13 protein-coding genes are annotated in these 13,150 nt (G+C 74.1%); 4 read left to right on the top strand and 9 right to left on the bottom strand.

The window, feature by feature from the left end; all coding sequences use genetic code 11:
• Positions 1-108 precede the first annotated feature (108 nt).
• The gene (locus tag GA0070611_RS27270) at positions 109-477 is read right to left on the bottom strand and encodes a DUF3499 domain-containing protein (RefSeq protein WP_091670587.1); all 369 of its coding nucleotides are present in this window, start codon (positions 475-477) and stop codon (positions 109-111) included.
• Positions 478-631: 154 nt separating this feature from the next.
• Here GA0070611_RS27270 and GA0070611_RS27265 point away from each other — a divergent pair, with 154 nt between their 5' ends.
• The gene (locus tag GA0070611_RS27265; RefSeq protein ID WP_091670584.1) at positions 632-1,081 is read left to right on the top strand and encodes a metallopeptidase family protein; all 450 of its coding nucleotides are present in this window, start codon (positions 632-634) and stop codon (positions 1,079-1,081) included.
• Between the two features lie 172 nt (positions 1,082-1,253).
• Here the strand turns inward: GA0070611_RS27265 and GA0070611_RS27260 are convergent, their stop codons facing one another.
• The 6 genes from GA0070611_RS27260 to GA0070611_RS27235 all read right to left on the bottom strand — a co-directional run bounded on the left by GA0070611_RS27260 (position 1,254) and on the right by GA0070611_RS27235 (position 7,974).
• Entirely contained in the window at positions 1,254-1,514 is a 261-nt protein-coding gene (locus tag GA0070611_RS27260; protein WP_013284161.1) for a WhiB family transcriptional regulator, read from the bottom strand.
• Between the two features lie 494 nt (positions 1,515-2,008).
• The gene (locus GA0070611_RS27255) at positions 2,009-2,344 is read right to left on the bottom strand and encodes a phospholipase (RefSeq protein WP_091670581.1); all 336 of its coding nucleotides are present in this window, start codon (positions 2,342-2,344) and stop codon (positions 2,009-2,011) included.
• A 10-nt stretch (positions 2,345-2,354) separates the two neighbouring features.
• Positions 2,355-3,752 (bottom strand): DUF4331 domain-containing protein, encoded by a 1,398-nt coding sequence (locus GA0070611_RS27250; protein WP_091670576.1) that lies wholly within the window; start codon positions 3,750-3,752, stop codon positions 2,355-2,357.
• Between the two features lie 86 nt (positions 3,753-3,838).
• Entirely contained in the window at positions 3,839-4,117 is a 279-nt protein-coding gene (locus tag GA0070611_RS27245; RefSeq protein WP_091670573.1) for a hypothetical protein, read from the bottom strand.
• 154 nt (positions 4,118-4,271) lie between these two features.
• Positions 4,272-6,887, bottom strand: a complete 2,616-nt coding sequence (locus GA0070611_RS27240; RefSeq protein WP_091670570.1) for a bifunctional FO biosynthesis protein CofGH — start codon at positions 6,885-6,887, stop codon at positions 4,272-4,274.
• Between the two features lie 181 nt (positions 6,888-7,068).
• A complete protein-coding gene (locus GA0070611_RS27235; protein WP_091670567.1) occupies positions 7,069-7,974 on the bottom strand; it encodes a hypothetical protein in 906 nt (301 codons plus the stop codon).
• A gap of 99 nt (positions 7,975-8,073) precedes the next feature.
• On the opposite strand from GA0070611_RS27235, the gene cofD reads away from it, so the two are divergent.
• Entirely contained in the window at positions 8,074-9,021 is a 948-nt protein-coding gene (gene cofD / locus GA0070611_RS27230) for a 2-phospho-L-lactate transferase (protein ID WP_091673507.1), read from the top strand.
• Positions 9,018-10,106 carry a coenzyme F420-0:L-glutamate ligase gene (locus tag GA0070611_RS27225; RefSeq protein ID WP_091670560.1) on the top strand — a complete coding sequence of 363 codons (1,089 nt, stop codon included), beginning with the start codon at positions 9,018-9,020 and terminating at the stop codon, positions 10,104-10,106. The genes cofD and GA0070611_RS27225 overlap by 4 nt, the downstream gene beginning before the upstream one ends.
• A 112-nt stretch (positions 10,107-10,218) precedes the next feature.
• Here GA0070611_RS27225 and GA0070611_RS27220 read toward each other — a convergent pair whose 3' ends face one another.
• Together GA0070611_RS27220 and GA0070611_RS27215 are read right to left on the bottom strand one after the other, a co-directional pair.
• Positions 10,219-11,205 carry a helix-turn-helix domain-containing protein gene (locus GA0070611_RS27220; protein ID WP_091670557.1) on the bottom strand — a complete coding sequence of 329 codons (987 nt, stop codon included), beginning with the start codon at positions 11,203-11,205 and terminating at the stop codon, positions 10,219-10,221.
• A 243-nt stretch (positions 11,206-11,448) separates the two neighbouring features.
• Entirely contained in the window at positions 11,449-12,528 is a 1,080-nt protein-coding gene (locus GA0070611_RS27215; protein ID WP_091670552.1) for a hypothetical protein, read from the bottom strand.
• Positions 12,529-12,567: 39 nt separating this feature from the next.
• On the opposite strand from GA0070611_RS27215, the gene GA0070611_RS27210 reads away from it, so the two are divergent.
• Positions 12,568-13,137 (top strand): NUDIX hydrolase, encoded by a 570-nt coding sequence (locus GA0070611_RS27210; protein ID WP_091670547.1) that lies wholly within the window; start codon positions 12,568-12,570, stop codon positions 13,135-13,137.
• Positions 13,138-13,150 lie beyond the last annotated feature (13 nt).

Raw genomic sequence — 13,150 nt, 5'->3', positions numbered from 1 at the left:
CGCACCCGGTCACCGGTCGATCATGAAGTTAGCGGCACCAATGGAGATCAGGAACGCCGCTAACTTCATGATCGACGGCGAGGGCGGGGCACAGCGCGCCGCGGTGGGTCAGTGGTGGGGCGGGATGACGCGGAGGTGTCCGCGGCGGCCCTGCTGGGGCGGCTGGGAGTTGCCCTTGTCGTCCTCCGGCGGGCGCGGCGGGGCCGGGCGGGCGGCCTCGCGGACCGCCTCGGCCAGCGCGACCAGGTCGTCGGTGGTCGGCGGGGGCGGCTCGAACTCGCCCTCGTGCCGCACCACGTCCCAGCCGCGCGGGGCGGTCAGGTTGCGCGCGTGCGGCTCACACAGGTCGTACGTGTGCGGCTCGGCGAAGGCCGCCAGGGGCCCCACCACCGCTGTCGACTCGTTGTAGACATAGGTCAATGTGGCGACCGCTTGCCGGGGGCAGCCGTTACGGGAGCAGCGCCGTGGTGACCTCACGGCGGCAGGGTATCCCCAATACCGGGTCCGGCGCACCGCTTCGCGTTACGACACGCCCGTCACGGTGATCACAATTCGTCCGATCGGATCACCGGCACGCCGCCGGAGCGGCGCAGCGGTGGGGGCCGGGCCGACGCGGGCTACCCTTTGCCTCATGACGAGCCCGGAACACCGCCGCCCCGGCTCCGGCCGGCGCACCCACCGCGACCGCCACGGGCGGGGCCTGCGGGGGCGGCTGGTTCCGGCGACCGTACCGCTGGCCCGGACCAAGGCCGAGGTCTTCGACGACCTGGTGCTGGACACGGTCGAGGCGCTGGAGCGCCGCTTCGCCAAGGAGCTGGCCGGGGTCGAGTTCGCCGTCGAGGACGTCCCGCCGGACCTGAACGTCTACGACTCGGACGTCCTGGAGGACGGCGAGGTGCCGCTGGCCCGGCTGCTGCCCGGGCGTCCCGGCCGGCAGGAGGTGCCGCCGCGGATCGTGCTCTACCGGCGGCCGCTGGAGTTCCGGGCGATGGACCGCGAGGACCTCGCGGACCTGGTGCACGACGTGATCATCGAACAGGTGGCCAACCTGCTCGGGGTGGACCCCGACGAGCTGGCCTGATCCGCCCCCGGGCGACACCGGCCGCCGGTACCCACCGACGTCCACCGGCCCGGGCCCGGCCGGCCCCCACCGGCCGAGCTCTCGGTCACGACGACGCGGACGGTCCGACGCCGCGCCGCCACCCGGGGCTGTCGCCGAGTCGGGCGGCCCCCACCGCCCCGACCCGTACGCCTCAGGCGGCGACCCGCCGCTTCAGCTTCCGCCGCTCCCGCTCGGAGAGCCCGCCCCAGATCCCGAACCGCTCGTCGTGGCCGAGGGCGTATTCCAGGCACTCCGTCTTGACTTCACACCGCGAGCAGATGCGCTTCGCCTCGCGGGTCGAGCCGCCCTTCTCGGGAAAGAACGCCTCCGGGTCGGTCTGCGAGCAGAGCGCCCGCTCCTGCCACTCCGGCGCGTTTCCGAGCAGGTCGGCCACCTCGAGCTGGCCGTCCATCAGATGCCTCCTTGTCGCGCACCGGCGTCATCGCCGCTGCAACCCCCCACGCGAAAGGCGTGCTTGTCCGTCCGCACCCAATTTGTTGCGATCCGGCCGAACAACCCCATTCAAATTACACGCGTGTAATGCGTGCGCCGTCAAGCCGAACTTGATAATGGAGTCGCCCTCCCGACACGTTCCGGACGACCATCCGAGCCGCCCTAGCCTCGCAACCTGCCCTATCGATTCAGACCCCGGCCGAGTAACGCCCTCTCCGGCGAGTTGCCCGAGATTTTCGCCGTGGCGCACCCCGTGTGGACACCTCCGACGGCCCCGGGCGGAGGCTCCGGCGGGCCGCGCCCGGGCGACTGTCGCGGCTCCGTCCAAGATCAGCATTATGGTGGGGGCAAGGTTAACCCGCCCGGCCGGTGAGTGCCCGCCGAGGCCGCAAACGCCGACTGCGCCCCGTCCAGATGGTGGACGGGGCGCGGCGGCGCGCGGAGCGGGTACGGTCAATCCACTCCCGGCGGTGAGCTGGTCGGCCAGACGAATTCGGCAACCGCGCCACCGGTGACGGAGATCGCCCCGGCGGGCGTCCGATCGTCCCACCAGACGGTATACAGGCCCGCCGTCAGGTCCGGATAGACGGCACTGTGGAACACCCCGTCGCGGACGTGCCGTTCCCGCACCGCGGAGTGGGTACGCCGCCCGTCGCCGTCCACGAGGCTGATCTCGATCTCGTGTCCGTGCTGCTCACGTCCGGTGTAGATGATCAGGGCACCGCAGTCGCCGCCCAGGTCGAGCACGACGCTGCCGCTCTCCGACGGACCCAGGGTGTGGTGGTGCACCGCGCCCTCCTCAGGACTTCTTCGCCGGCGGGTTGCTGAACCCGTCGTACGGGGTGCCGAGGAACGGGAAGTCGCCGAGGAACGGCGCGGTGACGTCGGCCGCGCTCAGCCCGGGGGTGACCGCCGCGGCCGCCGCGTCCGGCTTGAAGGTCTTGTCCACCAGCGGCACGGTGAGACCGGCGAAGGCCCGCAGCGCGATGCTGACCACGTCGTCGCCGACCCGCCGGCCGTTGGGGAACCCGGCCAGGTCACCGCCGAGCACGCCGAACCGGTCCGGCTTGCGGTTCGGCTTGATCGCCGTGTTCAGCCGCAGCATGTCGGCCTGCACGTCACCGGTGGTGTTGGCGAAGCCGTCGATCAGCCCGGCCGGAATGCCGGTGAGCAGGATCGCCACCAGGTCCGCGCGCGGCTTCTTCGACTTGTTCAACGCCTCCAGGTTCGGGAAGACGCCGGGGTAGAGCGTGGGCAGCAGCGCGGCCAGCTCCGGGTGCTCGACGAACTGGGCGAACCGCTTGTCCTCGGCCGGCGACAGGGTGTTCCACAGGTCCTTCCTGGACATCGGCACGACGACCTCGTTGAACAACGGGTTGCCCAGCCGGGACACCTGCGTGAACGGGCCGGCGGCGGTGTCCGCGGCCACCCGGTCACCGAGCACCCGCACCTGCTGGCGCGACGCCGTGGTCCAGACGCCGATCGTCGAGGCCCGGTCCGCGTAGCCGTACCGGCTGGCCTTGCGGCGCACCTGGCCCAGCGGCACCTGCACCGCGATGCTGTGCACGTTGGTCCGGTCCAGCGCGTTGACCGGCTCCCCCTCGGTCTTGAACAGCTTCTTCCCGGCCACGTGCAGCTGCTGGAACGGCCGCAGCGTACCGAGGTCGAAGATGGCGCCCAGGTCGACGAAGAAGCCGTCCGCCCGCTGCCCCGCGAACACCTTCTCCCCGGTGGACAGCTTGTACGTCGCCTGCCGCACCAGGTCGTGGTACTTCGGGGTGGAGAGCGGGCCGACGTTGCACGGCGGGCAGGGCAGCTTGTGGGCGAGCACCCGCTCCCGCCCGTCGACCACCCGCGTCAACCGGTAGAACTGCCGCCGGTTCCAGTTCTTGCTGTCCAGCGACTCGATCGGACCCGTGTTGTACAGAAAACTGTTCGGATTCGTGATCTCGGTCGCGAATTCGAAACGGTAGGTGACATCCGGATAACCGTCGCCGTCGTTGTCGATGTGAATCTCGTACCGGACGTCGTCGCCGAACTCGAAGAAGTTCGGGCCGCCGGAGGGAAGCTGGAGCGGCACGTAGTTGGCGATCAACGTCACCGTGTCCGGATGATCGGGGCTGACGAACGCGTACAGGTCGGAGCTGTCGGCGACCGGATCCTTGGCTATCTCCGGGGCCTCACGGTGGGAGGACATGGCGGATCACACCTTCGTCGAGGAAGTCGGGGGAAGACACCGGCGCGGGGAGCCGACGCCGGGCGGAGGGTGCTGCGAGGGGGGGGTCAGCGCCGGCCGGCGGCGCGGACCAGCCGGTCCGCCAGGGCGCGGTCGCGGACCTGGATCCGGGTGGTGCCGACGAAGACGTCCATCGCGCCGGAGGCCGCGTCGCGCAGGTGCACCACGATCGGCTCGTCCCGGCGCCCGGACGTGGGTGCGTTCTGGGCGGCCGACAGGCCCGGCACGGTGAGGGCGGCAGCGCCCAGGGTGGCGCTCGCGGCGGCGGTCAACGTCTGCCGGCGGGTCAGTCGCGGCCAGGGCCGCTTCCGCTGATCACTGGTCATGGGCAACCTTTCCGGGCCGGCGCCGCAGCGCCCGCGGTGGGCCGGGAGCCCGGACGGGTCCGGACGCCCCCGGTCGGGGGTCACCGGCGGCGGCCCTCGCCGCAGCCGCCGCCGGCATCCACTGGTACGGCCGGCGGCGGGGAAAGGTTCGACGCTACGCGCGGGCGTGACCGTACGCGGTCGTCCGCTTGCGGGGCGGTCGTCCGGCGGCGACCGCGATCGCCCGCAACTGCTCCTCGGTACGGGCCGAGCCGTTGCCCGAGCCGGCCATCCGGGAGATCGTCTCCTCCATCAGCGTGCCGCCCAGGTCGTTGCAGCCGCCCTGGAGCATCGCCACCGTGCCGGCGTCGCCGAGCTTGACCCAGGAGCACTGGATGTTGGCGATCCGGCCGTGCAGCAGCAGCCGGGCCATCGCGTGCACCGCCCGGTTCTCCCGCCAGGTCGGCCCGGGACGGGCGATGCCGGCGAGGTAGATCGGGGCGTTGGTGTGCACGAACGGCAGCGCCACGAACTCGGTGAAACCGCCGGTACGGTCCTGCACGCCGGCCAGCACCCGGAAGTGGGCGAGCCACTGGCCGGGGTGGTCGACGTGGCCGTACATCATCGTGGAGCTGGACCGGATCCCCAGCTCGTGCGCCGTGCTGACCACCTCGACCCAGGCGGCGGCCGGCAGTTTGCCCTTGGTGAGCACCCAGCGCACGTCGTCGTCGAGGATCTCCGCGGCGGTGCCCGGAATGGTGTCCAGGCCGGCCTCGCGGAGCTGGAGCAGCCACTCCTTCACCGGCACGCCCGCCTTGGCGGCGGCGGTGACGATCTCCATCGGGGAGAACGCGTGCACGTGCATCCCCGGCACCCGCGCCTTGATCGCCCGGACGATGTCGGCGTACCCGGAGACCGGCATCTTCGGGTCGATGCCGCCCTGCAGGCAGACCTCGCTGGCCCCGGCCGCCCACGCCTCCTCGGCCCGGTCCGCCACCTGCGCCACCGAGAGCCGGTACGCGTCGGCGTCGCTCTCCCGCTGGGCGAAGGCACAGAACCGGCAGCCCACGTAGCAGACGTTGCTGAAGTTGATGTTGCGGTTGACCACGTAGGTGACGTCGTCGCCGACGGTGTCCCGGCGGACGTCGTCGGCCAGCCGGCACAGCTCGTCCAGCGCCGGCCCGTCCGCGCCGAACAGCGCCAGCGCCTTCGCCTGGTGCGCCGGCGCGAGCAGCGCCGCCGGATCGTCCGCCGCCAGCCGCAGGCCCGCCCGCAGCTCGGCGTCCCCGCCGGCCGTCGGCGCGCTCCCGGGTGCGCCCGCCGTGCTCCCGTTCCCGGCCCCGCCGGCAGCCGGGCTCCCGTTCCCGGCCGCCGGCGCGCTCCCGGTGCCGGGCATCCGGGCGAGCGCCTCCGGGGCGATCCGGCCCGCCACCTCGGACCAGTCACCGTAGACGTGGTCGAAGTCGCCGCGCCGGTCCGCGCTGCGCCCGGTGGTGTCGATGGTGGCGTGCAGGTCGGTCCGCCCGCCGAACATCTCCTCCGGCTCCTGCCAGGGCCGGCCCACCGGGCGGGCCGCCTCGACCGCGAGACCGGTGGCCGGGTCGGCGAGGGCGGTCACGTGCGGCAGCAGGCGTGGGTCCAGCCACGGGTCGCCGGCGAGGACGTACTCCGGGTAGACGGTCAGCCGCTCGCGCAGGGTGAAGCCGGCCGCCGCGGTGTGCCGGGCCAGCTCGTCGAGCTGCGGCCACGGACGCTCCGGGTTGACGTGGTCCGGGGTGACCGGCGAGACGCCGCCCCAGTCGTCGATGCCGGCCCGCAGCAGCAGGTCGTACTCGCCGGCGATGAGGTTCGGCGGCGCCTGGATCCGTACCTTCGGGCCGAGCAGGATCCGGGCCACCGCCACCGTGGCGGCCAGGTCGTGCAGCTCGGCGTCGGGCATCCCGCGCATCGCGGTGTCCGGCTTGGCGCGGAAGTTCTGCACGATCACCTCCTGGAGGTGGCCGTACTCCCGCACACCCCGGCGGATCGCGAAGAGCGCGTCGACCCGCTCGGCGCCGGTCTCCCCGATGCCGATCAGGATGCCGGTGGTGAACGGCACGCCGACCCGGCCGGCGTCGTCGAGCACCCGGAGCCGGACCGCCGGCTCCTTGTCGGGCGAGCCGTAGTGCGGGCCGCCCGGCTCGGCCCAGAGCCGGGTGGCGGTGGTCTCCAGCATCATGCCCATGCTCGGCGCCACCGGCTTGAGCCGCTGCAACTCCGACCAGGAGAGGACTCCCGGGTTGAGGTGCGGCAACAGGCCGGTCTCCTCCAGCACCGCCACCGCGCAGGCGCGCAGGTAGTCGAGGGTCGAGTCGTAACCGCGCTCGTCCAGCCACTGCCGGGCCGCCGGCCAGCGCTCCTCCGGACGGTCACCGAGGGTGAACAGCGCCTCCTTGCACCCCTGCGCCGCACCCTCCCGGGCGATCGCCAGCACCTCGTCCTTCTCCAGGTACGCGGCGGGCAGCCGGTGCGGCACCGTGGCGAACGTGCAGTAGTGGCAGCGGTCCCGGCAGAGCCGGGTCAGCGGGATGAAGACCTTCTTGGAGAAGGTGACCACGCCGGGGCGACCGGCCTCGCGCAGCCCGGCGTCGCGTACCTCACCGGCGATCCGCAGCAGCTCGTCCAGCTCGGCGCCGCGCGCCGCCAGCAGCGCGCTCGCCTCGTCGCCGTCCAGCGCCCGCCCGGTCGCGGCCCGGCGCAGGGCCCGCCGGATGCTCGCCACCGTCGGACCGGGCTCGGTGCGCTCAACCATCCGTCCAGCCTAGGCGCTGCCCCACCCACCCCCACCCCGCCCCCGCGCCGCGAGCCCTCGGGCGCTGATTCACGGAAAGAGTGGCCTCCCGACGTCGGGAGGCCACTCTTTCCGTGAATTGGTCGCCGCCGCCGGGCCCGACGCGGCGCGGCGTGTCCGGGGGGCGGGGTGGGGCGGTGGGTCAGCGGGGGTGGTGGGGGTCCTCGCGGTCGAAGCGCTGGGTGCGGTCGGTGTCCTGCGGCCCGGGCTGGCCGAACTCCGCCGGCTGGCGCGGGATGGCCTGGGTCGGGTCGACCGAGGGCGGCTGGCCGAACGGCGGCGCCGGGTGCGGGGCGCCGAACGGCGGGGCGGACTGCGGCGCGGACTGCGGAGCGCCGAAGGGCGGGGCGGACTGCGGGGCCGGGTTGAACGGCGGCGCCGACTGGGGCGGGCCGTACTGGCCGGGCGCGCCGGGGCCGCCGGGCTGGTGCGGCTGGCCGGCCGACGGGTAACCGCCCTGGCCGGGCACCGGGTAGCCGCCCGGCTGACCCGGGTACCCACCCTGCTGCTGCGGCCAGCCCTGCGGCGGCTGCCCGTAGACGCCGGGCTGCGGCTTGGGCTTCGGGACGAAGAAGAGCGCCCTCCAGACCTTCACCACCACCAGCGCAGCGGTGCCGAAGATCGCCAGCCAGGCCACCCGGGTGAGCAGGCCCAGGAACGCGTCCAGCACCTCGCCGTCGGCGAGCCGGCCGACCACCCAGATCAGGAAGGTCAGGGCGCCGAACAGGGCGGCGAGGGCGTACTCGCCGAGGGCGATTTGGGTGATCGTCTTCGCCCGCGGCAGCGCCGGCCGGACGTGCGTGGCGAGCAGGACGGCCAGCAGCGGCAGGACCGCCGACTCGACGCCGACGAAGACGAAGAAGGTGCTGCCCGCCCGGCCGCTGAAGGTGCTGTAGTCGTCCGTCGGCACCAACAGCCGGAGCAGACCGACGAAGAGCAGCACGGCGTTGGCGCCGAGCAGGACGAGCGCGGCCAGTTCGCGCAGTGGCTTGGTCACCTGGCTTGCCTGCGTCGCGTCACCGGACGCGGGCTCGGCGGGGCTGGTCACGAACTCCCCCTGGGGACGAAAACGGACAGTTGCCGACGTGAGCCTAGTCGCACCGGGCACGGCCGGATCGACGGCCGCGCGTGGGGAAGGATGGACGGCATGCGCATCGTGGTTCTGACCGGCGGCATCGGGGGTGCCCGGTTCCTGCTCGGCGTCCGGGCGTACGCCCGGGAGGTGGGTGCCGAGGTGACCGCCGTGGTCAACGTCGGCGACGATCTGCTGCTGCACGGGCTGAAGGTCTGCCCCGACCTGGACAGCGTGATGTACACGCTGGGCGGCGGCGCCGACCCGGAGCGGGGCTGGGGCCGGGTCGGCGAGAGCTGGACGGTCAAGTCCGAGCTGGCCGCGTACGGCGCGGAACCGAGCTGGTTCGGGCTGGGCGACAAGGACATCGCCACCCACCTGGTGCGGACCACCATGGTCAACGCCGGGTACCCGCTGTCCCGGGTGACCGAGGCGCTCGCCACCCGCTGGCAGCCCGGCGTACACCTGCTGCCGGCGACCGACGACCGGCTGGAGACGCACGCGGTGGTCGACCTCGACGGCGGCCAGCGGGCGATCCACTTCCAGGAGTGGTGGGTACGGCACCGGGCGCAGGTCCCGACCCACCGGTTCGTCTTCGTCGGCGCGGAGGCGGCGAAGCCCGCGCCCGGCGTGCTGGACGCGATCGCCACGGCCGACGTGGTGCTGGTCGCGCCGAGCAACCCGGTGGTGAGCGTAGCGCCGATCCTGGCCGTGCCGGGGCTGCGGGAGGCGGTGGCGGGCGGGCCGGCCCCGGTGGTCGGGGTGTCCCCGATCATCGGCGGCGCGCCGGTGCGCGGCATGGCCGACCGCTGCCTCGCGGTGCTCGGCGTGGAGTGCAGCGCCGCCGGGGTGGGCCGTCTCTACGGCGGCCGGGCGGACGGCGGGCTGCTCGACGGCTGGCTGGTCGCGCCGGAGGACGCCGCGACCGTGGTGCCGGGGGTGACCGTCCGGTCCGCGCCGCTGCGGATGACCGACGAGGCGGCGACGGCGGCGATGGTCCGGGCCGCGTTGGAGCTGATGTGAGGCTGGAGATCCTGCCGGTGCCGGGCATCGGCGACGTGACCGAGGGCGACGACCTGGCGGCCCTGATCGCCGCCGCCGCGCCGTGGCTGCGCGACGGCGACGTGCTGGTGGTCACCAGCAAGATCGTGTCGAAGGCGGAGGGCCGGCTGGTCGACGTGCCGGCGGACGGGCCCGAGCGGCTCGCCGCCCGGGACGCGGCGCTGGACCGGGAGACGGCCCGGGTGGTGGCCACCCGGGGCGCGACCCGGATCGTGCAGACCCACCACGGCTTCGTGATGGCCTCGGCCGGCATCGACGCGTCGAACGTGGACAAGACCCGCCTGGTGCTGCTGCCGGAGGACCCGGACGCCTCCGCCCGCGCGCTGCGGGCCGCGCTGCGCGAGCAGCACCGGCTCGACGTCGCGGTGATCATCAGCGACACGATGGGCCGGCCGTGGCGCAACGGCCTCACCGACGTGGCGCTCGGTGTCGCCGGGATGCCGGCGATCCGCGACCACCGTGGGGAGATCGACCCGTACGGCAACGAACTCCAGTTGACCCAGCTGGCGGTGGTGGACGAGCTGGCCGGGGCGGGCGAGCTGATCAAGGGCAAGTGCGACCAGGTGCCGGTGGCGGTGGTCCGGGGCTACCCGGGCGTGGCCGGCGCGCCGGACGGCGAGGGTGCCCGCACCCTGGTCCGGGACGCCGAGCTGGACCTGTTCTCGCTCGGCACCGCCGAGGCGCGGGCGGCCGGGTTCCGCGACGCCGCCACCCTGGCCGACGGCACCGGGCCGGCACCGGCCGACCCGATGGCCGTGGACCGGGCGCTCGCCGCGGTCGCCGAGGTGGTCACGCCCGGCACCGTCTTCACCCACGTCACCGACGAGGAGGTACGCGCCGGCCTGGTCGCCTCGGTGGACGGCTGGCCCGAGCGCGCCACCGGTCTGGTGCTCGGCTCCCCGCCGACCCCGATCGACCAGGCGGACCTGGTGCGGTTCGGCGCGGACCTGCAACGCCTGCGCACCGCGCTGGCCGCCGAAGGCGTCCCCTCGACCCTTCTCCCGCCGCCCACCGGCAGCACCGCCAGCGCCGCCCTGGCCCTCTGACGACGCCTCCCCCTCCCACCCACTCGGCGAGGCGCTGATTCACGGAAAGAGTGGCTTTCCTGGCCCGCATGACGACTCTTTCCGTGAATCAGCGCCTCGAGGTCCGCGGGGGTCAGGGGTCGAGGACGGCGCGGCCGAGGGGGGTCAGGGTGTGCAGGACGGTGTTGCGGTCGCGGTGGCTGACCAGCAGGCCGGCGTTGCGCAGCACGCTGGCGTGCTGGCTGGCCGCGGCGGCGGAGATGCTCAGCCGCCGGGCCACCTCGCCGGTGGTGCAGCCGTCTTCGGCCGCCGCCAGCACGGCGGCCCGGGTGCGGCCGAGCAGCGCCGCGAGGGCCTCCCGGTCGGCGTCGTCGGGGTCGCGGAGCGGGGTCAGGCCGCCGAGCCGGTCGACCGGGTAGACCAGCACCGGCGGCAGCGTCGGGTCGAGCAGGGCGACCGGGGTACGGGCGCAGAAGAAGGACGGGACCAGCAGCAGCCCCCGGCCGTCCAGGCGCAGTTCCCGGGTGTCCGGATAGTCGAGCACCTCGAGCACCCCGTCGGCCCATCGCATGCTCGGCCGGAGGCTGTCGAGCAGTCCCTCGGGCCCACCGTCGAGCATGGCCCGGGCCCGACGCGCCCGGTCGGCCTCCACCGCGGCCTGGATCCGGGACCAGTACGGGGCCACGGCCAACGCCCGGTACCGCGCCATCGACTCGGTGAGGTGGCGCAGCACCTCCGGCTCACCACGGGCCAGCGCACCGGCCGGGGCGGGCAGCGCGTGCTCGCCGGAGAGCAGGGTCAGGTCGCGCCGCAGCAGGTCGACGGGGGTGCTGCGAACCGCCTCCAGCCCGGCCTCGAACCCGTCCCGGCTGGCGTACGGGGTGAGGAAGTCGGGGAAGTAGCCGCGCGGCGGGTTCAGGGCGAACAGCAGCCGGAACTGCTCCCCGTCCGCTCCGGTACGCAGGGCGCGGGCCACCGCGCGTCGCCATTCGAGCAGGAGGGGCTCCCGCTCCCGGCCCTGGAGCAGGTGCAGGCTGAGGACCAGTTCCCAGACCGGGTCCGCGGCAGGGGCGACCCTGGTCCGCAGAATGTCCTCGCTCGAGAAGATGACCTTCAGCATGGAAGCGCTCTCCCGGGTGGGCAGAGGGAGTGCCCACCACCAGTGGCACTGTACCTGGCGGTACTAATCTCCACTTTTAAGCGTGGACTGAAAAACCTCGACGGTCGCCCGCGGGTTCGGCAGACTACCCCTTGCCCGCCGGGGCCGGAGGCGTTGCCGCCGGTCCGGGGGCTACCGGGAGATACGGGGGGCACGGACGACCGGGCGGCACCACGAGGGCCTGTGGCTTGCGTCGCAGGGGTGTCACCGGTCGTCCCCCGGGACCGCCGGATCCGCCACCCAGAGCGCGACCCGGTGATCCTCGTCGGTGACGTAGAAGCAGCTCCCGTCCAGCTCGGCCAGCCCTTCCACGTGGTGGAACGGCGCCAGCTCGGCCACCGACCGACCGGCGATCCGGGCGTCCCGGTCGGGCTCCCACCGGAACGCCACGTGCCGCGAGTGCACCGCGCCGCCGTGCGGGTGGTCGTCGAGCAGCACCGACCCCTTGCCCAGCGCGTCGATCGACCCGATCACCGCCGCGTACCCGCCGTCGGCAGTGGGGTGGAGGGCCCGGAAGCCGGCCAGCGCGCCCGGCGGGGTCACCCCGGTCAGCGCGTACGCGCCCAGCGCCCGGGGCCAGCCCGGCTCGTCGCGACCGGCGGTCCGGGCGAACATGTCGGGCACTCCGGCCAGCTCGACGAGGATCGGCTCGCCCCCCTCGGTGACCGGGAAGCGCAGCCCGAGCAGCACCGTGCCGGTCGGGGTGAAGGCGGCCGCCTCCACGTTCAGCGGCAGGTCGTCCTCGGCGAGCCGGGTCACCCAACTCTTCGCCCTCGCGGTGCCCCGGGCCAGCGTCTCGACGATGAACCGGTGCCGGACCCGCTCCCCCGGCGGCAGCAGGGTCAGCGGCGCGGCGGTGAGCGCGTCGTTCACCGCCCGGTGCAGCCGGAACCGGTTGCGCACCACGTGCACCGGCAGCGTCCCGCCGGCGGCCTCCGCCTCGCGGAACCGGGCCACGAACGCGCGGCGGGGCCGCAGCGGGCCACCCTTCGAGCCGAAGTGCGAACCGAAGACGTACACCCAGCCGTCGTGGTGGGCGAGCGCCTCGCCGTCCTCGGTGCGGCCGTTCTCGGCGCCGGCGTCGGCGGCCACGTGGTGGGCCACCCACTCGCGGTCGTCGCGTTCCAGCAGCAGGACCAGGCACTGCTCCACCGGGCCCTCGTCCAGCACCGTCCAGAAGCCACGGCGCGCGCCGTGCGCCCGCAGCAGCGCCGGGGAGCGGACCGGCAGCAGGTCACTGGCCTCGTTGCCGGCCACCACGAACTCCAGCAGTCGCAGGGTCACCGGGCCAGGGTACGGAGGGCCCGCCCGTACAGTGTCGGGGTGCCCTCCGAGACGTACGCCGACCTGCACGCCGACGCGACCGCGGTGCTGAGCCGCTGGACGGCGACGAGCCCGGCGGCCGCCGCGAACCGGGACCGGACCCTCGCCCTGCTGGCCGCCGGGCCGGTGGCGCTGCACCGGACCCACCGCGCGGGGCACGTCACCGCCAGCGCGCTGGTGCTCGACGCCACCGGCGAGCGGGTGCTGCTCTGCCTGCACGGCAAGTTCCGCAAGTGGGTGCAGCTCGGCGGGCACTGCGAACCCGGTGACCGGACGCTGGCCGCGGCGGCGCTGCGGGAGGCCACCGAGGAGTCCGGCATCGCGGGGCTGGTGGTCGATCCGACGCCGATCGACGTGGACGTCCACGAGGTCTCCTGCCAGGGTGGCTCGCTGCACTACGACGTCCGCTTCGCCGTGGTCGCCCCGGCCGGCGCGACCGAGCGGGTCAGCGCCGAGTCGGAGGCGCTGGGCTGGTTCCCGCCGGACCGGCTGCCCGAGCCGCTGGCCGGTGGAACCGCCCAGCTCGTCGCCCCCGGCCTGGCCGCGCTGGCCCGCCGTCCCGCCGGCTGACCGACGGGCCGGC

Source organism: Micromonospora auratinigra (genome assembly GCF_900089595.1).
In the GTDB taxonomy this organism is placed as follows: Bacteria; Actinomycetota; Actinomycetes; order Mycobacteriales; family Micromonosporaceae; genus Micromonospora; species Micromonospora auratinigra.
The sequence above is the reverse complement of the archived record's forward strand: the minus strand, read 5'-3'. Positions and strand labels throughout refer to the sequence as shown.